A 20,790-nucleotide genomic window follows, 5' to 3' on the forward strand; every position below is an offset into this window, starting at 1 on the left:
TACGACCGTATGCTTTTCAGGATAGCCAAATCTTGAGTAACAAAAACGATAACGGTATACAGGATGTATGGTGTGAAGGGTGACACGGATCACTGTCACGATTGAGGGAGAATGGTAGACTGCGCGCCCATCCTACGTTCAAGACTCTACTGGCCTGATAATGAACCTGATTTTTCGCCTGGTGCTCGGCATCGTGGCTGGCATACTGCTGGGACAATGGGCTCCCGAATCCCTGATACGCGCCCTGCTGACTTTCAAGGTACTGTTCGGTGAACTGCTGGAATACGCCATTCCGCTGATCATCCTGTTCTTCATCATGAGCGGGATCGCACGTCTCGAGCGCTCCTCGGGCCGTCTGCTGACCCTGACCATCGTGCTGGCCTATGCCTCGACCACGCTGGCAGGACTGTTGGCGGGCATCGTCGGGCTGGAAGTCGTGCCGCATATCGTGCAACAGGACCAGCTGCCGGTCAGTCATGCCATCAAGCACTTGAGCCCCTACTTCACGCTGGATATTCCGCCACTGACCGATATCAGCACGGCTCTGGTGACGGCCTTCCTGTTCGGCATCGGCATTTCCGCCACCGAGCATGACGGCATGCGTCAGCTGGCCGACGGCGGCCGCGACATCGTCGAGCGCTTCATCGCCAAGGCGTTGATTCCTGCCCTGCCGTTCTATATCGCCGGCCTGTTCTGCGAGATGACGATCGCCGGCACGGTGGCCAATACCCTCAAGAGCTTCGGCATGATCCTGCTGCTGGCGCTGACCCTGCACTGGCTGTGGCTGAGCTTGCTCTACGTCACCAGCGGCACCAGCACCGGTCGCTCGCCCATGAAGGCGCTGGCCCACATGCTGCCCGCCTACTTCACCGCGGCCGGTACCATGTCTTCCGCGGCCACGATTCCGGTCACCGTGCGCCAGATGCACCTCAATCACATCTCGCCGTCCGTGGCGAGCTTTGCGGTGCCGTTGCTGGCCACCATCCACATGTGCGGCAGTGCCATCACGCTGACCGTGTGCGCCATTGGCGTGATGCTGGTCACTCCCTCCCTGGCAACGCCCGAGCTCACCACCCTGCTGCCGTTCATTGCCGCGCTGGGCGTGACCATCATTGCCGCGCCCGGCTCGCCCGGCGGGGCCGCGATGACCTCGGTGGGCGTATTGCAGAGCCTGCTGGGCTTCGATGCCGCCGCCGTCGGCCTGATGATGGCGCTCTATCTGGCGCAGGACAGCTTCGGCACCGCGTGCAACGTCACCGGCGATGGTGCCCTGGTGCAGTGGATCGATCGCTTTGCAGAGGCCGAGCAGGATCGACAGCGCTACCGCTGACACTGTGCATCGCATCGCCTGACCGAATGCTGCTCCAGACAGAACAAAGCCTCATGGTGGCCGTGAACTGCGCGGCGACCATGAGGCTTTCGTGTCTCTCAGCGGCAATCTCTCTCCAACAGGCTCATGACAGCGATGTCATGGCAGGCAGGACATGACTGCCGAGGCTGTCAGCCGATGGGACAACTGATTCCCGTGCCTTTCAGGCCGCAGTAGCCGCCCGGATTCTTGGCCAGATACTGCTGGTGATATTCCTCGGCGTAGTAGAACTCGCGCAGCGGTGCGACCTCGGTGGTGATACGGCCGAGGCCGGACTGGTCCAGCGCCTGCTGGTAGTCGGCCATGCTCTTCTCGACGATGGCGCGCTGGTCTTCGCGGGTGTAATAGATCGCGCTGCGGTACTGGTTGCCGATGTCATTGCCCTGACGCATGCCCTGGGTCGGGTCATGGGCCTCGAAGCTGGCCCGCAGGATCTCCGGCAGGCCGATCACCGTCGGGTCAAAGATCACGCGTACGACCTCGGTGTGGCCTGTCTTGCCGGTGCAGGTCTCTTCATAGCTAGGATTCGGCGTATGGCCGCCGGCATAACCGACCGCCGTCACCTTGACGCCCGGCAGCTGCCAGAAGAGGCGCTCGGCTCCCCAGAAGCAGCCCAGCCCCAGCACGATCTCCTCACACTCACTGTCGAACGGCGGTACAATCGAGCGGCCATTGACGTGATGAACGCCGCTGATGCGAACCGCTTCACTGCGCCCTGGCAAGCTGTCCTGCGCTGAAGGAATGGTCTGCTTATCTTCCGTTATCCACATGGCGGACTCTCTCCTGTGTCGCGTCGTGCAATCGTGTATAGGTTCAATGATGTCATCTCTGCCCCCCAAGATCTGCCCCTGCCAGCCCAACAGCGCCCAGGCGCGACGCTACGCCGATTGCTGTCAGCCGATTCATGCTGACATCACCCGCGCCGAACGCCCCGAGCAATTGATGCGCGCCCGCTACAGTGCCTTCTGCCTGTCGCTCAGCGATTTCCTGATCGACAGCTGGGACCCGGCCCATTGCCCGGCACGCGCCGATCTCGAAGGTGCTGGCCCGCAGTGGCTGGCATTGGAGATTCTGGACAGCGGACAAGACGCCGATACCGGCATGGTACGCTTTCATGCCACCTTCTTCGAGCAGGGAAAGTTCCAGCAATTGCAGGAACTTAGCCGCTTTCATCACGATGGCCATCACTGGCGTTATGTCGACGGTGATGCCGAGTGGCAGACACTGACGCCGGGGCGCAACAGCCTGTGTCCCTGTGGCAGCGGCAAGAAGATCAAGCGTTGCTGCACTGCGTGACCGTCAACGTCCTGTGCTGTCGCGCGTGCGCTTGATCTCTCAAGCATAAGCCAAACGAGCACCTCTGAAACGCCCCCTCCATAACAAGACAGCCCCCACCGAACCTGTCGATGGGGGCTGAACCTGTGGCAATCAATTGGCCTGACGTGTCATCTGTCCTTGCCGACTCTGGGCGCCAGCTCGCTGCGACCCAGCGAGAAGCTGTAGAGCAGATCCACGGCCTGCGCCGTGCCGGATACCGCTTCGGCATACAGATTGCGGAACAGCTTGTAGCGCAGCGTCAGCTCCGCGATCGGCGAGAACAGCCCGACGCCGTAACTGAGCTTCAGGTCCGGAGCGATATAGCCGCTGACCACCACCTGGCTGTCATCCCCACTGCCGGAGCTGTCCAGACTCAGGTCACGCACGCCGAAGGTTTCCCCGATCTGGCCGACCACCTGGCCACTTTGCGCCAGTGACATGCCGATCAGGGCGGACGTGACCGCACTGTCACTGCTGGTGTCGCTGTCCAGGCCTTCGCCGCGCAGCAGATAACTCAGTGCCGAGGACTCATCCATCGACGGGTCCGAGAAGATCTCGACGCTGGGTGACGAGGCAAGTCCGGTCACACGCACCCCTGCGGTCACGTCGTCCTCGGTGTTGTCAGGATCACGGATCGCCTCGATATTCAGACGCGGGCTAGAAGGCGGTCCGGCCAGCAACACCTGCCCCTTGCTGATCTGCAGGTCCTGCCCGAAGCTCTTGTAGGTCCCGTCGACCAGATTGACCTCACCGAAGACCTGCACGCCGCCCTTGGACTGGCGCACATCGAGATCGCCTCTGAGCTTGGTCTTGAGCCCCATCGCCTCCAGGCGTGCATCCGGCCCGATATGGATGCCGATACGCACATCCAGCGCCATGCCGGCCTCGTTGAGCGCCTTGGCGGTATCGCTGCCATCGGCAAGCTCGGCCGGGTTGGAGGTGTCCTCATCACTGGGACGCTCGATGATGATGGTGTCACTGGAGGGTGACACGGCAGACGGCGGCACCTGGTCCACTTCGATGCGTGTCCACGGCACCTTGACGTCACCCCGCAGCTTGAGCAGCGTGGGGCTGGCATTGATCTCGAGATCCGGCGCGACGCGCATGCGGCCGATCCCGGCGATATGCAGCTCGAGCGGATTCTTCGCACCGTCGAGGTTAAATGACGCCGTCCAGTCCTCAAGCGTCGGCCAGGCCGCCTCGCCATCGATGCCCCAGCGCGCATCATTGCCCACCAGATAGCCATCGATATCGGCACTGTTGCCATCGAAGTCGACGGTGAACTGGGCATCCGACAGCGACACCGGCAGGCCTTCGCCCTGCACCTTGACGCCGGTCAGCGCGATCGGGCCGGTCAACGACGGCAGGCTCAGGTTGCCGCCGACCTCGACGTCACCCGCCAGCTTGCCTTCCAGCTGAGTCATGCCCGCCACCAGCGGACGATACGGCGAGAGGTCGATGTCGCGGATGGCCAGCGAGCCATCCAGCTTGCCTGCGCCCGCCGGGTCGAGGACCGACACGGTGAGACCGATTCCGCCAGCGCTGTCGAGGCGAATCTGGGTATCGAGATCGGCCTTGTCGGGCGTGGCTTCCAGCGCCATTTGCAGGGTGGTCTCGGGCAATGACCAGGCATTGCCGTCGGCGTCTTCACCGGCCAGCGTCAACTTGCCCGCCAGCTCCGCGTCAGCATTCCAGCGTTGGCCACCCTGCTTCCAGCTTGCCGTGATCTTGCCGCCCGTGGCACCGCCGATGGTCCAGCTCTCCGGCATGGCGCTCTGGGCCATGTCCAGCGGAATCCCCTCGAGAGTCACCACGGCCTGGCCGTCATTGCCCGCGCTCAAGGGCTCGGCGACACAGATCTGGCCGCCCTGTTCGCGACTCAGACAGAACGGCTGCACCAGCACGCTGCCCTTGGCGAGATTGGCATCGAAGCTCGCCGGTGTGTCGAAGTTGAAGTCCCCGAAATCGGTATTCGCCGTCAGCGGAGACAGCGCACCGCGATAATGCTCACGCGCCTTGTCGAGTCCCCCCTTGAGGGTCAGTCCCAGACGAGAAAGCGGCATCTCACCGGCCATCTCGGTATCGAACTGCAGGGTGTGATCGCTCAGGAAGCCTCCCAGCGTCAGCGCGACCGTCGCGATCTGCTGTCCGCCAGCTCTGACATCATCGGCATTGAGAGCGATATCCAGTGCCGGGTCATCAATGCCTCGCTTGCGAGCATCGACACCGGCCGACAGCGCCATGTCGGAGATACGGTTCTCACCGATCTGCAGGCGTCGTGCGGTGAAGTTGCTGGCCAGCTGAGGCTTGTCGAGCGTGCCCGAGGCATCGATCTTGCCCTTGAGCTCACCCGCGATATCCGGCATCAGGGTCGAGAGCGCCGGAAAATCGATGTTGGCCGCCAGGGTGATGGTCTTGGCAATCTTGCCATTGGCGCTCAGCCGGTTCTGGCCCTGACGCAGCTCCAGCGCGTTGACGTCCCACTGCATGTCGGCATTGCCTGAAAGCTTGCCGGTCAGCGTGAGCGGACGCTCGAGCAAGGTGCCATGAATATCCAGCTTGCTGACATCGATGGCCCACGGGCCTTGCCGCGGCTGTTGGAAGCTGGCCACGAGATTGCCGCTCAGCTCACCACGCACGGTTTTCTGTCCTCCTCCGGTCGGGGCCGGCAGCAAGTCTTCGGGATGCAGCTTGTCGAGGGCCAGCTCGGCGGCGACCTGAATACCTTCCTGCCAGTGAATCTCGCCACGGGTAGTGGCAGAGCCACGCTTGAGGGCGATCTTGAGCGGCTGCCAGCGGTAATGCGCGAGATCGCCGTCGCCTGCCAGTGACAAGGTAGCGCGGGGAATGTCACGCCCCTCGATGATGGCATCCAGCGTGGTCGTATACCCCGACAGTGAGCCCTTGGCGACCAGCGCCAGATTCTCGACTTTATAGTCAGGCGTGAAGGCGGCAGCGGAGGCAGACGTGTTGTTGCCATCCTTGGCTTGCGTCGCTGTCTGACCGCCTTTCTGCGCACCCGCGGAGGTATCATCAGAGGCATCAGTGACGGCAGCAAAGGGCCAGGTGATCCGCTCGGAGCTCAGGCGTGCCTCGAAGGGCAGATCGCTATCCAACACATCCGCGCTGGCCACAAGCTCAGCGGCAAGTGGGCCGTCGGCCTTGAGAGAGGCTTCAAGATCCGCCAGCGAGCCTTCCAGAGACAGGCGCAGCTTTTCATGACGCATGGGATCAATCAGGGTCTCGGCATTGAGCGTGGCGCTCAGGGGATACTCGTCCTTCAGGGTGACCTGCGCCACGAGATCGGCGTTCACGTCGCGGGAATCGACCTCGAGACGCGAGAGCGTGATGTCATGCCCTTCCGCCTTGAGTGCCAGCGACAGGCGGCTGACCTCATACGGGCTTGGCCCCTCGAGCACAAAGTCTTCGATGGCGAGATCGGGAACCTCGATGGTCAGCGGAATATAGACTTCCGGCAAGGCGATGCGCCCGGCCTGTGCTGTCTGATCTATGGTTTCAGCGGCAGTCTTGCCAGATACATCTGCGGCGTCATCAGTGACGGTCTCATCAGTTACGGTCTCATCCGTGATGGCCTTGTTCGAGATGGCCCTCGCGGCGCTCTCGGCTTGAGGCGCCACGACCTGAGTGTGGACCACTGCACTTGCCGCTTGCTGAGCCTCAGGCGTGATGCTCACTCCCTCGAGGCTGACAGTGTCTGACGTCGTTTGCGCCGCGGTGGCATCGGCCGGAATGAAACGACTGGTGATCAGGCGTGTCTCGCCCAGCGTCAGCGTACTCACTGACAGCGCGGCCGAGGTATGGAAGTGATCAAAGGTGACGCGACTGCCATCCGCCAGCGCCAGGGCGAAGTCATCAATGGCGACCTTGCGCACTTCGATGGGAATCGGCACCACGATGGGCACGTTGAGACTCTCGCCGCTCTCCGGTTCCGGCTCGTTGCTGGCACCGCTATCGCTCAGGGTGATCGCGAGGCCACTGGACTCCAGCGACTCGAGACACAGCTTGCCCTTGAGCAGACAGTCCTCGCCCCAGGCCAGCGACAGCGAGTCGGCATTGATGGCCAGCCCCGGCAGGTCCAGCGAGACGTCCTTGAGCGACAGTGCTTCCAGCGGTGAGCCGGAGGCCTGGGAGTAATCGATGAAGCCACGCGAGCGCGCCTGATCGAGCACCAGCCCGGTGCCCCACGGGGACAGCACGCCCCCGACCAGCAGCATCGTCAGCCCGATCAGGAACACGAGCAGCCATATCAGCAACCGGATGACCAGGCCGCCCCGACGTACATAGGGATTAGACAATTCCAACATCTCCATATCTTTTTTATCAGCTCACCCGCTCAGCTGATGGTCCTTTGCTGGCGCTTGATCCGCACGACACTCGCTCAAGAGACGCGAGCCGCTCAGAATTCCGGCCCGATCGAGAAGTGAATACGGTAATCGTTGTCATCGTCATCGAAGGGATGAGCGATATCGAGACGAATCGGCCCCACCGGCGAAATCCAGCGAATCCCCATGCCGGCCGCCGTCTTGAGCTCGAGTGCGTCCCAGCCATTGAAGGCGTTCCCGGCGTCGTAGAAGGTCGCGCCCCACCAGTCGCCGGTCAGGCGGTAATCGTATTCCAGGCTGCTGGTGAGCAATGAGCTACCGCCTTCCAGATCGCCATCATCATCTTCCGGGGCGAGTGTCTCGTAGGAATAGCCACGCACACTGTTGTCGCCCCCGGTGAAGAAGCGCATCGAAGGTGGCATGTCATCAAAGTTGTCGGTATCGACGTGGCCGACGCCCATGCGCGCCACGAAACGATGGTTGTCGCCGATGGAGCGTATCCAGTTGGTGTTGAACTGGGAGCGCAGGAAGGTCACGTCCGAGCCCCACATCTGATCGCCGTATTCGAAGGTCAGCTGTTGACGGTCGCCCCACATCGGGAAGGTCTTGGGGCGCGTGCGGGTACGGTTCCAGCTCACGCCGGGATACAGCAGCAGCACGGCTCCGGATTCATCCGCCTGGGTGTAGTCCTCATAGGTGGAACCGAAGAACACCCGCTGGGTCCAGCCATTGTCGAACTTCCACTCGCGGGTGAAGCGCACGGTGGTCTCGAGACTCTCGGTATCTTCATCGTCGGTGTTCGACATCCCGTACTCGAGGACATAGCTATCCTTGAGCGGGTCTTCGAGCGGCATGCGGTATTCGCCCTCGAAGGTCTGTTCCGGTGAGGACAGGAAAAGACTGTTGGTCAGGCTATGGCCATAGCGATTGACCCACGGCATCTCCCAGCTGAACTGCAGGCGTGGCCCGACGTCCGTCGCGTAGCCGATACCGGTCTCGAACTTGTGACGGTCAGCGGGAATCAGGCTGATGTCCACGGGAATGATGGGACCGTTGGCCGTCTTGACCGCGGCCTCCAATGCATCGCCCGTCAGCACCGGCGTGTCATTGCCGACGGCTTCGGTAGTGCCAGCCACAGCGGAGCCAACGTCATCAGCCTCCACGGCGGCCTGCGCGACGGGCGCCGTCGAGTCCGAGCGGGACGCCGCGTCAGCGCGACGGCTCTCATCCCCCGTCTGCTCGCCCTCAGCACCCTCAACTTCAGCTCTCTCGATTTCAGTCCTCTCGACATCGGCAAGCCATGAGCCCTCATAGCCCTGTGCCTCGGCATAAGGTGTCTTGATCTCGCTGTCGGGGCTGGTGGCCTTGAGTTCGGCGCCCGGGTTGAGCTGTGGCTTGATCGCGGCCGAGCGGAACCAGCCGGCCTCACTCAGCCGCTGGTTGAACTGGGTCAACTTGCCGGCTTCGTAATAATCACCAGTCTCGAACGGCTGCATGGCCTTGACGCGATCCAGCTCTATCTGACTGTTGAGGTAGGTGATATCACCGAAGCGGTAGCGCTGACCGCTCTGCATGACCAGATAGATGCGTGCCGAGTGCAGCCAGGGGCGTACCTCGATGCGCTGCTGGGAGAAGGAGGTGTCGAAATAGCCGCGTTCTAGGCTGAGCGACGTAAGAGTCGACTTGAGGCTGTCATAGCGAGAGTGACGCAGCACATCGCCTTCCTCGAGGTCGGCGTCGGCCAGCACCTTCTTCATGACCTTGTCGCGCGCGGCGTCGCCCTCGAGTCGCAGCTCCAGCATCTCGATGGTGACCGGCTCACCGGCATCCACCGTCACGACCACATCATCGCCGCCCAACAGCCCCTTCTCGGGATAGCTGAGCGTGATCTGGGCATCGTAGTAACCGAAGGCCTGCAGCGCTTCCTGGGTGCGCCGGATGATCTCATCCTCATAGCGCTCGGCCGGCGCATCGCCCTCAAGCGTCATCCCGGCCAGGAAGTTGACCACGTTAGTGGCCGTCGCGCCCTTGACGCCCTTGACGGCGGCATCGATCGCCAGCGCCTGTGGCGCGAAGCACAGGCCGCCACACACGATCAGCGGCGTTAGATAGCGATGCGGCAAACCGCGCGTCCCGGTCGCTCGAGCAGACTCTTTGTTGTCGCCACTCATGATTCGTCCTTTGTTGAGTGCTGGTGGAAAGCACTGTCCATCGTTCCCATTCATCATGTCGTGCGGCGCTCGGTCATCACGGGGCGTGTCACATGGCCCGCCAGAGTGGCGGACCACGCCATATCTCATTGCTTATATCCCTGCGGAGCCAGCTCAGCGACGTTCCAGTCGACTGACGCGCTGCTCAAGCTCAGACACCTGGCCCAGCAGCGACGCGACACGGCCACTCAGCTGACGGCGGCTGGCATCCAGCGAGCGCAACTGCTCTAGCGTGTCCTCTGACGCCCCCTGAGAACTGGCTTCCAGGCCGGCACTGAGCGCTGTCTGCTGACGGCGCAGCTCGCCCATCTGGGAGGCCAGTGAGCGTTGCGCGGTCTCAAGCGCAGCCAGCTCGTCAAGCGGCGCGAAGCGGCCCTTGAGCTTGCTGGCCAGTTCATCGCCATCAGCAGCCGCCACAGGCTCCGGCAGTGCCTTCAGCGTCTCGCTCAGTTGCTGCTGCGATTGCTGCAAGGCGCGCGTCTGGGTCTGTTGCGTGGCCAGGTCCGTCTTGAGTGCCGTGAGGCGAGTCTCGAGCGAGGCCAACTGCTCGGCGCTATTGTTCTCAACCTCGCTTTCAATATCGCTCTGCAAGCTCTCGATGCGGGCAGCCAGCGTGTCCAGGGTGCTGGAGGTCTTGTCCACCAGCGGCTCGAGGTGTTCAAGCGTTGCCGACTGGGCGTCCAGGCGCGCGCCCAACGCTGCACGGCCATCACGGCTGAGTGATTCCAGCGCCGCCATCGAGCCTTGCAGTGCCGTGATCAGGGTCGCGTGGTTGTCATCTGTCTGGGCAAGCGTCGTGACGCGACCGTCCAGGCGATCAAGCGCCTCGTCCATGGCGGTCAGACGCGCTTGAGCGCCATCCGCGTCCTTTGCCACCTTGGCTTCCAGCGTCTCGAGGCGCGCGACGGCCTTACTCGACAGGGACGCCTTGTCCTTCTGCAGGGTGGTCAGCGCCGGCAGGACAGTGTCATTCAACTGGCTGTCCAGGGCGCTGAGTTGCTCACCCAGTGCATCACGCAGTTCGCTCAGGCGCTCATCACCCTGCTGCTCAAGCTGTGCCACGGAACGTTCGAGCTGGCTGACACGCGCGCCAAGCTGATCGCGTTGATCACCCCCGAGGGTCTGCAGGTCATGCAGCTGCCACTGTTGCCAGCCCACCACGCCCCCCAGGGCGAGGAGGCAAAGCCACGTCGGCCAGCGTCTGGGCGCGGGGGGACGGGTGTGATGCACGCCAAGCGCATCGTCGGGACGCGCGATCAGCGCATCGTCCGGTGAGTCATTGAGAGACGGTTCAGCATTGTGCGGCCGCATTCTGGCTCCAGGTCCGGCAAACGATCAGCAGCGAAAGGTTCAGCGCAGCATCTTCAGGGCGGCGCAAGACGACCGGAAGTGCGCTTTTTCGCCTTGCTGTATAAAAATACAGTCATGCAGGTTCTGCAAAAGATAAGTCACGGTTCACGTACAGGAAATCGAGTCTAACAGCTGACCTCGGTCATCTCATCAGGTTCCCGCCACGGCCCGTCATCGAGGGCAGAGTGGCAGGAATGTGGCAAAAGCCTGGCAATGCACGTGAGCCTTGCAAGACGCTTGAGAGGATCCCGCGGTCAGTGCCCACCAGCGTTGGCCTGTCGGTGTCTGGGTGCTATAGTGCCAGACACTGCGATACGCGCAGCCTCTGTCTTCGTAGCTATCTGGATTCACAAGGTTTTTCACGCTGATTGCACATTTCATGCGCGTAGCCACGGCATGAAGGATGCACGGCGAGTCATGCACTTTCGCCCTTGCCCGCTGCCTGAGCGGGTGGCCAGTTTCAGGGCCGGGAGTGATGCTGGTCGCGGAGCTTGAGTCTGTGCTTGTCTGACCCTCTTCCATCACGCGATGGCAGGTCAGGCATTGAAATACTCAGCCCCAAGCCCCACGAAGGCAGAGTACGACCCAATTGGTGAGGAAAAGGAGCTGATCCCCATGGCATTTGAACTTCCAGCACTGCCGTACGAAAAGAACGCACTCGAGCCGACCATCTCTGCCGAGACCCTTGAGTACCATTACGGCAAGCATCACCAAGCCTACGTCACCAAGCTGAACAGCATGGTCGAAGGCACTGCTGACGCAGAAAAATCTCTCGAAGAGATCATCCAGAGCGCCCAGGGTGGTCTGTTCAACCAGGCAGCTCAGGTGTGGAACCACACCTTCTACTGGCACTGCCTGTCCCCGAATGGTGGTGGCGAGCCGTCCGGCCCGCTGGCAGACGCCATCGTGGCCAAGTGGGGCTCCGTTGCTGACTTCAAGGAAGCCTTCAACACTTCCGCCGCTGGCAACTTCGGTTCCGGTTGGACCTGGTTGGTCAAGAACGCCCAGGGCGAGCTGGAAATCGTCAACACTGACGACGCTGACACCCCGATCGCCAAGTCTGGTCAGACTCCGCTGCTGACCGTCGACGTCTGGGAGCACGCCTACTACGTCGACTACCGCAATGCGCGTCCGAAGTACCTGGAAAGCATCTGGAACATCATCAACTGGGAATTCGCTGCACAGAACTTCGCAGCCTGAGCTTTTCCAGATTGAGTTTGGCTAGACCAAGCTTGGCTAGCCTCAGGAGGCCGAGTCGTTTACCGCTCGGAACTCCAGCTGAGCCAAGGCATCCGACGTCACCCTGATATGACGCCTGGATGACCTGCTCTGAAAACCCCGCCAACTGGCGGGGTTTTTTTCGTTCAAGACAACGTCACCCAGCCGCGAGCCTGCTACACGCAAGGCTTGGCTACGCTGTATGCACCACCTGGAGAAGAATCTCGTCTGTCGACTTGCAAATGACGGCGGTGCCCCTATCTAATGATGTAGAAGTAGAACATACGCTCTACCTCGTTGCGTACCCTTGATCGCTCACAGGGATTCGACGACAAGAGACTCGACGACATGGTTGGCACACACTGCTTGAAATGCATTCTTTGACTGCACGAAATACATACTTTGAAAAAAGGGAATACCGATGCCCACTGACACCTCGACCTCCTCTCTGCCCGACTCCATGCTGGCGATCGTGACCACCGGCCATGGGGGTTATGAATGCCTCGAGACGCAGCAGCGCCCGGTGCCGGCCCCCGGTGAAGGCGAGGTGCTGATCAAGGTGCTGGCGGCTGGCATGAACAATACCGAGATCAATACGCGTCTGGGCTGGTATTCCTCCACGATCACTACCGCGACCCAACAGGCCAGCAGCGTGCATGACAACGCGGATGCAGACGCGGCGACCGACAAGCCGGCGCCGCCGGAAGGTGGCTGGAAGGGAGAGACGCCCTTCCCCCTGATACAGGGCACGGATTGCTGTGGCGAGGTGGTGGCATTGGGCCCGAATGCGGATGCCAGCCTGCTGGGCAAGCGCGTGCTGGTGCGCTCCTGCATGCGCAGCGAGGGCTGGGACTCACTGGAAAATGAATGGATGGGCTCGGACTTTGACGGCGCCTTCGCGCAGTTCGTCAGCGTGCGCGCCAGTGAAGTGTTCGCGGTGGACTGTGACTGGAGCGATGTCGAGCTTGGCTCCCTGCCCTGTGCCTACGGCACGGCGGAGAACATGCTCGAACAGGCAGAGCTCAAGGCGGGCGAGCGTGTGCTGATTCTGGGCGCCTCGGGCGGGGTCGGTTCCGCTGCATTGCAGCTGGCCAAGCGCCGCGGCGCGACGGTGTATGCGGTGGCGGGCGTCGCCAAGCATGAGGCTCTTGCAGACCTTGGCGCCGACAGACTTCTGGACCGCAAGGCCGATCTGCTCGAGCAGCTGGGCCATGAAAGCGTCGACCTGGTGGTCGACAATGTCGCGGGCGACAACTTCCCGGTCATGATGAAACTGCTCGCGCGTGGCGGCCGTCTGGTGACCACCGGCGCCATCGCCGGCCCGATGGTGACGCTGGACCTGCGCGACCTGTACCTCAAGAACCTGCGCCTGCTGGGCACCACTGCCTGGTGTGAAGCCACCTTCCCCAATCTGATCCGCTACGTGGAGCAAGGCGAGATTCGCCCGCTGATCGCGGCCAGCTTCCCGCTGACCGAGATCGTCACTGCCCAACAGCAGTTTCTGAGCAAGGGCCACGTGGGCAAGTTCGTGCTCGAGCCCTGGGCCTGAAGCCAGCCTGGCGGTCTTCAGGAAAGGCCTGGCGGTCATCATGCAAAGCCTGGCGGCCTTGATTTTAAACCTGAGCCCACGACAAAAAGCCCTCATCCGAAACCGGACGAGGGCTTTTGCATACTGAGCACGCAAGGGTCAGCCTGAAGGAGCGTCAGTCTGAGAGAACATCAATTACAGAGCCCGTCAGCCTGACCCACCGAGATGCCCGTCAGGGGCTGGCACGGCGGCCGATGCCGCGATAGACCAATCCCTGGCTTGCCACGTAACGCGGGTCGAAGATGTTGCGACCATCGAGCACCAGGCCCGCGCCTAGCTCACGCTTCAGGCGCTGCCAGTCCGGGTTCCAGTAGCACTTCCACTCGGTGACCAGCATCAGGGCATCAGCGCCCTCCAGGGCGTCATACATGTTGCCATCGACCAGCTCCAGCAACGGATGCGCACCACAGGCCTCACCCAGCGCCGACAAGGCCGCGGGATCATGCACGCGAACGCGCACGCCCTGGGCCCACAGCGCCTCAAGCAGAGTCAAGACCGGCGCATGGTCGATACGCGCGGTACCCGGCTTGAAGGCCGCGCCCCAGATCGCCACGGTACGACCGCGCAATTCACCATCGAAGTGCTGCCACAGCTTGCGGAACAGCGTCTCCTTCTTGGCCTCGTTGATGTCGAGCACATGCTCGAGCAACATCGATTCCCGCCCTGTCTGGTGCTGGACATCGGCCAGACGCATCAGGTCACGCGAGAAGTTCGGGCCACCGAACCCACAACCCGGATAGAGATAGCCGAAGCCGATACGCGGGTCGGCGCCCATGCCCTGACGCACATATTCCACATCGACGCCGAGGGAGTCGGACAGACCCGCCACTTCGTTCATGTAGCTGATACGCGTCGCGAGCATGCCGTTGATGGCCAGCTTGGTCAGTTCGGCGGCGCGGCGCGGCATGATCTGGAAGACATCTTCACGCCGGTTGAAGGCACGCAGCAGCTCCTGCACCCGCAGGGTGGCAGGTTCCGCTTCGCTGCCCAGCAACCAGCGGGCCGGACGCTCGAAGGTGGCCAGTGAACGGCCCTCCTCCAGCATGTCCGGCAAGGCGACGGCGTACTGGTCGTCACGCGGCAGCAACGCCTCGAAACGCTCGGTCGTGCCCACCGGGAAGGTCGAGTTGTTGACCAGCACCAGCGGCTCATCCAGGGTCGCCACCAGCTGCTCGACACGGCTCAGCGCGCTTTCGCGCTGGTCCGGCGAGACGGCGATCCAGTGGATATCGATGCGCCGCAGTGACTTGAGATCCTCGATGAGAGTGAGATCGCCCCGCTCCCGATGGCGATCAAGACGTTCGCGCAGGCCTGGCTCACTGTTCAACCAGTCGACGCGTTCCAGGGCAGCCCAGTCCATGTCCTCATGTGGCCACCACCAGACACGGTGACCCACGCTCGCCAGAGCGGCGCTGGCCGTTGCCGCCGCCAGTTCGCTTCCGTGCACCAGCACCTGCATGGCTTATTTCTCCTGGTAGCGAGTCAGCAGCTCGCGGAAGCCTTCACCGAAGGTCGGGTGACGCTTGGCGAAGGAAAGAGTCGCTTCAAGATAGCCCAGCTGGTGGCCGCAATCGTAGGTATCACCGGCCATGCGGTAGGCCGCGACGGCCTTGTCGTCACGCAGGGTGTCGATGGCATCGGTCAGCTGGATCTCACCACCCGCGCCCGGCGGAGTGTTCTCCAGAAGCTCGAAGATACGGCCCGGCAACAGATAACGGCCGATGACCGCCAGGGTCGACGGCTCGGTGCCCGGGGCCGGCTTTTCGACCATGCCATTGATCAGGGCAGACTTGCCGGCTTCCGGCGTGTCACCGTCGATCGCGACGATACCGTACTTGTAGGCCATGTCCTGCGGGACATTCTCGACCATGATCTGGGCGGCGTTGGTGGCTTCATAGGCCTCCATCATGCGCGCCAGGTCATTCTTCTCGAGACCTTCGCCATCGACCAGCACGTCCGGCAGCATGACGATGAACGGCTCATCACCGACGATCGGCTTGGCACACAGCACGGCGTGGCCCAGGCCCAGCGGCTCCGGCTGGCGCACGCTGATGATCTTGACGTCATCCGGGATGATGTTACGCAGCTGTTCGAGCAGCTCGAGCTTGCCCTTGGCTTCCAGGGTAGTTTCCAGCTCGAAGTGCTTGTCGAAGTGGTTCTCGATGGCATTCTTGCTGGAATGGGTGACCAGCACGATTTCCTTGATACCGGCTGCGACCGCTTCTTCCACCACATATTGGATCACCGGCTTGTCGACGATGGTGATCATTTCCTTGGGGATGGCCTTGGAGGCCGGGAGGCAACGTGTGCCGAGACCGGCAACAGGCAGAACAGCCTTGCGTATCATGTAGCGTCTTCCTTGTGTCTATGTCGTGGTGAAGCCCGTCGAAGGACCTCCACCGGGTTACTGTCGTCGAAGCCAATCAACGACCATCCTTCATCATAGGCAGAGATTATGCCAGTTTGATCAAGGAGTGCGAAATTCCTGCACTATCCGAGGCTTGCTAAGCGCTACCACCCTGTGAAACGCCATCAGCGGCGCATGGCGCGCCCGAGCAGCGCACCGACACTGTCGCTATCGGGCGACTCTACCACGCCATGTTCGGTGACGATGGCATCAATATACTCATGCGGTGTGACATCAAAGACCGGATTGAAGACATCGATGTCCTGCGGCGCGATCTGGCGTCCGCCTGCCTCGCGCAGCTCGGCGGCGTCACGTGTCTCGATGGGGATGTCCGCGCCACTGGCCAGGCTGCCATCGAAGGTGGCCAGCGGGGCCACCACCATGACCTTGATGCCGTGGGCGCGCGCCTGAACGGCCAGCGAGAAGGTACCGATCTTGTTGGCCGTGTCGCCGTTGGCGGCAATGCGGTCCGCGCCGACGATCAACCAGCGCACCCCTTCCGGTGTCCGGGCACCCTGCTGCATGATCAGCGAGGCTGCGCCTTCCACGGCCAGACGCGCGGGAATCTTCTCCTGCACCAGCTCCCACGCCGTCAGGCGAGAGCCTTGCCACCAGGGCCGCGTTTCATTGACATGCACACGGCTGAGGATGCCCTGGGCGTAGGCGGTACGAATCACGCCCAACGCCGTGCCGTGGCCGCCGGTGGCCAGCGCGCCGGTATTGCAGTGAGTCATGACCTCGCACCGCGTCTCGCCCTGCGCGAGAGAGGCCGCAATCACCTGAGCGCCAAACTCGGCCATTCGCAGATTGTCATCCAGATCCTGCTCGTGAATGCGCACGGCCTCCTTCAGCAACGCCTCATACGGGGCCTGCGACCGGGTGGCGTGTCCGGCAATCACCTTGCGCATGCGATCCAGCGCCCAGAACAGGTTGACCGCTGTCGGGCGCGAGGCAGCCAGCACATCACAGGCGCTGGCCAGGCGTGACTGCCAGTCACCGCCCTCGCGGTTGATGACGAAAGCCTCCAGCGCCACGCCATAGGCGGCGGCGATCCCGATGGCCGGTGCACCGCGGACCACCATGTCGGTAATGGCAGTCGCGACCCCGCGTGCATCCTCGAGCAGCACCTCGCGGGTCTCACCCGGCAGCAGACGCTGGTCGAGCAGCGCAAGCTTCACCGCCGGCTGAGTGACATCAGAAGTGACATCATGAGTGACGTCAGCGCTGGCATCGGGCGGGGTGCCTGCCGTGTCTTCTTCCTGCGACGCACACTCTTGCTGGCTTACCCAGCGAATCGGAACCAGGCTCATGACCACTCCCCGTTGCTACATGACAATAATGACGACTGGTCATCGCGCGTGGCGCGACGCCCCGCCCCATCGTAACGCAAGTGCCCGTCATGATGAGTTTTTTGCGCTGGACGCTGACCCGCGACGGCAGTCGGATTAGAATGGTGGAATCGTGCCCGAGGGTAAGGTGCCTGTACAGGCCTGCCACTTCCCGAACAGCACTTCCGTAACGGTAAGGATGCAAAGATGAGCGATAACGACACCCAGCAAGATGCCCAGCCCCAGGACCATCTGGGCAATGTCGATGCCAGCGAGATCGCCAAGTTCTCGGCATTGGCCAGTCGCTGGTGGGACCGTGACAGTGAATTCAAGCCGCTGCATGACATCAATCCGTTGCGGGTCGACTATATCGACACCCACGCTGGCCTGGCAGGCAAGCGCGTGATCGACGTCGGCTGCGGCGGCGGCATTCTCTCCGAAGCCATGGCGCATCGTGGCGCCCAGGTGACGGGCATCGACATGGGTGAGGCGCCGCTTTCCGTTGCCCGCCTGCATCAGCTGGAGTCCGGTGTCGAGGTGGACTATCGCCAGACCACCGCCGAAGCCGCCGCAGAAGAGATGGCCGGCCAGTTCGACGTCGTCACCTGTCTGGAAATGCTCGAGCACGTGCCGGACCCATCCTCGGTGATCGCGGCCTGCGCACGGCTGGTCAAGCCCGGCGGCATGGTGTTCTTCTCGACCATCAACCGCAATCCCAAGGCGTATGCCTTCGCGATTCTCGGCGCGGAATATGTGCTGCAGATGCTGCCGCGTGGCACCCACGAGTATCGCAAGTTCATCCGTCCGGCCGAGCTGGGTCGCTGGACCCGCGATGCGGGCCTCAAGATGGAAGGCTCCACCGGCATGACCTACAACCCGCTGACGCGCAAATATCGCCTGAATTCCTCCGACCTGACCGTCAACTATCTGATGCACACGCGTCGCCCGACCGAGGAAGAGCTTGCGTGAGCCTGCCGGCAGCGCTACCTCGTCCCGCCGCCTTGATCTTCGATCTCGATGGCACCCTGGTGGACACCGCGCCAGACCTGGCGCGCGCCACCAATGAGCTGCGTCAGCATCACACCCTGCCGGCGCTGGACTACGACGTGATTCGCGCCGAAGTCTCGCATGGTGGCAGCGCTCTGGTGACCCTGGCCCTGGGTCATGAGCTCGATCACCCCGAGCATGCCAGCGAGCGCACTCGCCTGCTGGAATTCTATGCCCGCGATGTCGCGGCTCACAGTGTGCTGTTCCCGGGCTATGACGCCCTGATCGAGATCTGTCAGCGCGCAGGCCTGCCGTGGGGCATCGTGACCAACAAGCCCCGTCAGTTCGCCGAGCCGCTGATCGCCGCGCTCAAGCTCACGCCCGGCTGCCTGCTGTGTGCCGATGACCTGCCGGTCAAGAAGCCGCATCCAGAGCCTCTGTGGGAGGCGGCACGCTGCCTCGGTGTCGACGCCTCCGAATGCTGGTATCTGGGGGATCACGACCGTGACATGCAGGCGGCACGCGCGGCGGGCATGCTGGCGGTCGCGGTGCGCTACGGCTATGTCCGTGAGGGCGACGATGTAGACGCCTGGCCTGCCGATGTGTGGTTTGACACCTCGGAAGAAGTCATCAATGCCGCGCTGCGGGCAGCGGACCTGCGCTGACCGAGCGACACGCACGTAGCGCTCACAAGAAGCTCGCACGAACCAGCCCCCACGAGCGAATGATGCGCAGATGAATATCAGAAGATAGACACAAGCAGCTAGAAACAAACCGCTAGACACAAGAACGCCGACGGCCAATGCCGTCGGCGTTCTTGTTGCAGGGTATGGCGAATGACCCGCCTGGCGGCGTCACTCGTCATCCAGTGAGATGACAGTCGACAATGGCTCAGACTTTCGGCGGCTGAGCGTCGAACATCTCGCCGGTATGACCACGACTGTCCGGCCCCATCAACCACAGATAGGTCGGCATGATGTCGGCGGGCGTACGCAGGGTATCGGGGTCTTCGGCCGGAAACGCCGACTTGCGCATCGGGGTCCGCGTCCCACCGGGATTGAGCGTATTGACGCGCACCTGGCTGGTATTCTCCAGTTCCTGTGCCAGCATCTGCGAGAAGCCTTCCGTAGCGAACTTGGAGACACTGTAGGCGCCCCAGAAGGCACGCCCCTTGCGCCCGACACTGGAGCTTGTCAGCACGACGGAGGCATCTTTCGAGGCCTTGAGCAACGGCAGCAATGCCTGGACCATCCAGATGGGTCCATTGATATTGACCTGCATGACCTGCTCCCACAGCGCCGGATCATACTGCTCGAATGGAGTGATCTTGCCCAACAGGCTCGCGTTGTGCAGCAGGCCATCCAGACGACCGAACTCGCTGTGCAGGGTATCAGCCATCTGCTGATAATCCTTGAGCGATGCCCCTTCGAAGTTGAGCGGATAGATGGCCGGTTGCGGTGCTCCCAAGGCCTCGATCTCGTCGTAGACTTCTTCCAGCTTGGCAATGGTTCTGCCCAGCAATATCACCGTCGCCCCATGACGCGCATATTCGACTGCCGCTTCACGCCCAATGCCGGACCCCGCCCCGGTCACCAGAATGATTCGCCCTTTCAGCATGTCGTCCGGGGCCTGATAGTCGATCTTGCACTCTGCCATGGTGATATCCCTGTCTGAGATCTGTCGTCAACCGCCGATGAGAGTCACTGTCTCCGCACCGGCAATACTCGCTCGGCCACATGAATCGAATGAAGCGCGCCCGGGTCGCCTGCCGATGGCATGAGGCGCCGAGCGCCAAATAACACAAAGCCCGCACCTGGTAGAATACCAAGCGCGGGCTTTGGGGAATACAGGTGGACAATGGCCACGGGCACTCAGGCGCCGGAGGACAGGAAGTCCTTGGCCATGGTGCCAGCCTTGCTGTCCGGATACTGCTGGACCAGCTTCTCGAGCAAGGAGCGACTTTCCTGCGCCTTGCCTTGACGCGCCTTGACCAGACCCAGCTTGTACATCGCATCCGGCACCTTGCTGGATTGCGAGAATTCGCTGATCACGGTGTCGAAGGCCTGGGCAGAAGCATCCAGCTGGTTCTTGGCCGAATACAGCTCTCCCAGCCAGTAATGGGCATTGGCGGCGAGGTTGGAATCCCCATGGTCCACCACGAAGGCTTCAAAGGCGACAATGGCACCGTCGAAGTCGCGAGACTGCACCTTGGCGAAGGCATTCTCGTAATCCTTCTGGGCAGCTGCACCGCTGTCGGCATTGCTGGCGCCATTGGTGCTGGCTGCACCACCGGCACTTGCGCCGCCAGTGACTGCCGCTGCTGCCTGTGAATCGACAACCTGACCGTTCTCCCCGGCAGAAGCGCCGCCAGAAACCCGCTGTTCCAGATCCAGGTAGCGTTGCTGCGACATCTCGGTCAGACGCTTGAACTGGTATTCCAGCTCATCGATCCGGCCGCGAAGTCGGGCAATTTCCTGTGCCTGTTCGTCGAGTTGATTGAGAAGGGTCAGGGTGCCGCCGCCACTCAAACGAGTATTGGCCTGCTGATAGAGCGAGTTTGATTGCCCAGTGAGGTCCTCGACCGTCGGTGCGGCCAAAACGGACAACGGGAGCAACAAGGCTCCCGCACCGAACAACCCTTTCAGGCTGTGTTTCATGCTGTCGGCTCCGCCG

General features: G+C 62.2%; 15 protein-coding genes. 6 read left to right on the forward strand and 9 right to left on the reverse strand.

The genetic code is table 11. The features are described from left to right. Positions 1-160 precede the first annotated feature (160 nt). The gene (locus MSG32_RS05275) at positions 161-1,330 is read left to right on the forward strand and encodes a dicarboxylate/amino acid:cation symporter (RefSeq protein WP_131432039.1); all 1,170 of its coding nucleotides are present in this window, start codon (positions 161-163) and stop codon (positions 1,328-1,330) included. Between the two features lie 170 nt (positions 1,331-1,500). On the opposite strand, the gene msrA is transcribed toward MSG32_RS05275, so the two are convergent. Further along, a complete protein-coding gene (msrA, locus tag MSG32_RS05280; protein WP_131432038.1) occupies positions 1,501-2,139 on the reverse strand; it encodes a peptide-methionine (S)-S-oxide reductase MsrA in 639 nt (212 codons plus the stop codon). A 49-nt stretch (positions 2,140-2,188) separates the two neighbouring features. Here msrA and MSG32_RS05285 point away from each other — a divergent pair, with 49 nt between their 5' ends. Further along, positions 2,189-2,665: a YchJ family metal-binding protein gene (locus MSG32_RS05285; RefSeq protein ID WP_225346666.1), complete on the forward strand. Its 477-nt coding sequence runs from the start codon at positions 2,189-2,191 to the stop codon at positions 2,663-2,665. 149 nt (positions 2,666-2,814) lie between these two features. Here the strand turns inward: MSG32_RS05285 and MSG32_RS05290 are convergent, their stop codons facing one another. From MSG32_RS05290 to MSG32_RS05300, 3 genes are all read right to left on the reverse strand, one after another. After that, a complete protein-coding gene (locus tag MSG32_RS05290; protein ID WP_248378303.1) occupies positions 2,815-7,011 on the reverse strand; it encodes a translocation/assembly module TamB domain-containing protein in 4,197 nt (1,398 codons plus the stop codon). A gap of 92 nt (positions 7,012-7,103) precedes the next feature. Next, positions 7,104-9,200, reverse strand: a complete 2,097-nt coding sequence (locus MSG32_RS05295) for an autotransporter assembly complex family protein (RefSeq protein WP_248378305.1) — start codon at positions 9,198-9,200, stop codon at positions 7,104-7,106. A gap of 153 nt (positions 9,201-9,353) precedes the next feature. Then, complete coding sequence (locus MSG32_RS05300; RefSeq protein WP_248378307.1) at positions 9,354-10,550, reverse strand: hypothetical protein; 1,197 nt, start codon at positions 10,548-10,550, stop codon at positions 9,354-9,356. Positions 10,551-11,204: 654 nt separating this feature from the next. On the opposite strand from MSG32_RS05300, the gene MSG32_RS05305 reads away from it, so the two are divergent. Together MSG32_RS05305 and MSG32_RS05310 are read left to right on the forward strand one after the other, a co-directional pair. Continuing rightward, positions 11,205-11,789: a Fe-Mn family superoxide dismutase gene (locus tag MSG32_RS05305; protein ID WP_043334256.1), complete on the forward strand. Its 585-nt coding sequence runs from the start codon at positions 11,205-11,207 to the stop codon at positions 11,787-11,789. 439 nt (positions 11,790-12,228) lie between these two features. After that, entirely contained in the window at positions 12,229-13,356 is a 1,128-nt protein-coding gene (locus MSG32_RS05310; protein ID WP_248378309.1) for an alcohol dehydrogenase family protein, read from the forward strand. Between the two features lie 211 nt (positions 13,357-13,567). Here the strand turns inward: MSG32_RS05310 and MSG32_RS05315 are convergent, their stop codons facing one another. The 3 genes from MSG32_RS05315 to mtnA all read right to left on the reverse strand — a co-directional run bounded on the left by MSG32_RS05315 (position 13,568) and on the right by mtnA (position 17,112). Next, on the reverse strand, positions 13,568-14,854 hold the full coding sequence (locus tag MSG32_RS05315; protein WP_248378318.1) for a nucleotide sugar dehydrogenase: 1,287 nt from the start codon (positions 14,852-14,854) through the stop codon (positions 13,568-13,570). Between the two features lie 3 nt (positions 14,855-14,857). Further along, positions 14,858-15,742, reverse strand: a complete 885-nt coding sequence (gene galU / locus MSG32_RS05320; protein ID WP_054556681.1) for a UTP--glucose-1-phosphate uridylyltransferase GalU — start codon at positions 15,740-15,742, stop codon at positions 14,858-14,860. A 185-nt stretch (positions 15,743-15,927) separates the two neighbouring features. After that, the gene (gene mtnA / locus MSG32_RS05325; protein WP_248378320.1) at positions 15,928-17,112 is read right to left on the reverse strand and encodes an S-methyl-5-thioribose-1-phosphate isomerase; all 1,185 of its coding nucleotides are present in this window, start codon (positions 17,110-17,112) and stop codon (positions 15,928-15,930) included. A 270-nt stretch (positions 17,113-17,382) separates the two neighbouring features. On the opposite strand from mtnA, the gene ubiG reads away from it, so the two are divergent. Continuing rightward, on the forward strand, positions 17,383-18,099 hold the full coding sequence (gene ubiG, locus MSG32_RS05330) for a bifunctional 2-polyprenyl-6-hydroxyphenol methylase/3-demethylubiquinol 3-O-methyltransferase UbiG (protein ID WP_054556732.1): 717 nt from the start codon (positions 17,383-17,385) through the stop codon (positions 18,097-18,099). A 2-nt stretch (positions 18,100-18,101) separates the two neighbouring features. Beyond that, positions 18,102-18,782, forward strand: a complete 681-nt coding sequence (locus MSG32_RS05335) for an HAD-IA family hydrolase (protein ID WP_153636861.1) — start codon at positions 18,102-18,104, stop codon at positions 18,780-18,782. A 226-nt stretch (positions 18,783-19,008) separates the two neighbouring features. On the opposite strand, the gene MSG32_RS05340 is transcribed toward MSG32_RS05335, so the two are convergent. Beyond that, the gene (locus tag MSG32_RS05340; RefSeq protein WP_054556682.1) at positions 19,009-19,773 is read right to left on the reverse strand and encodes a YciK family oxidoreductase; all 765 of its coding nucleotides are present in this window, start codon (positions 19,771-19,773) and stop codon (positions 19,009-19,011) included. Between the two features lie 215 nt (positions 19,774-19,988). Beyond that, positions 19,989-20,774 (reverse strand): tol-pal system protein YbgF, encoded by a 786-nt coding sequence (gene ybgF, locus MSG32_RS05345; protein ID WP_107334807.1) that lies wholly within the window; start codon positions 20,772-20,774, stop codon positions 19,989-19,991. Between the last annotated feature and the right edge of the window lie 16 nt (positions 20,775-20,790).

This window comes from Cobetia sp. 1CM21F (genome assembly GCF_023161745.1).
Taxonomy (GTDB): domain Bacteria; phylum Pseudomonadota; class Gammaproteobacteria; order Pseudomonadales; family Halomonadaceae; genus Cobetia; species Cobetia amphilecti.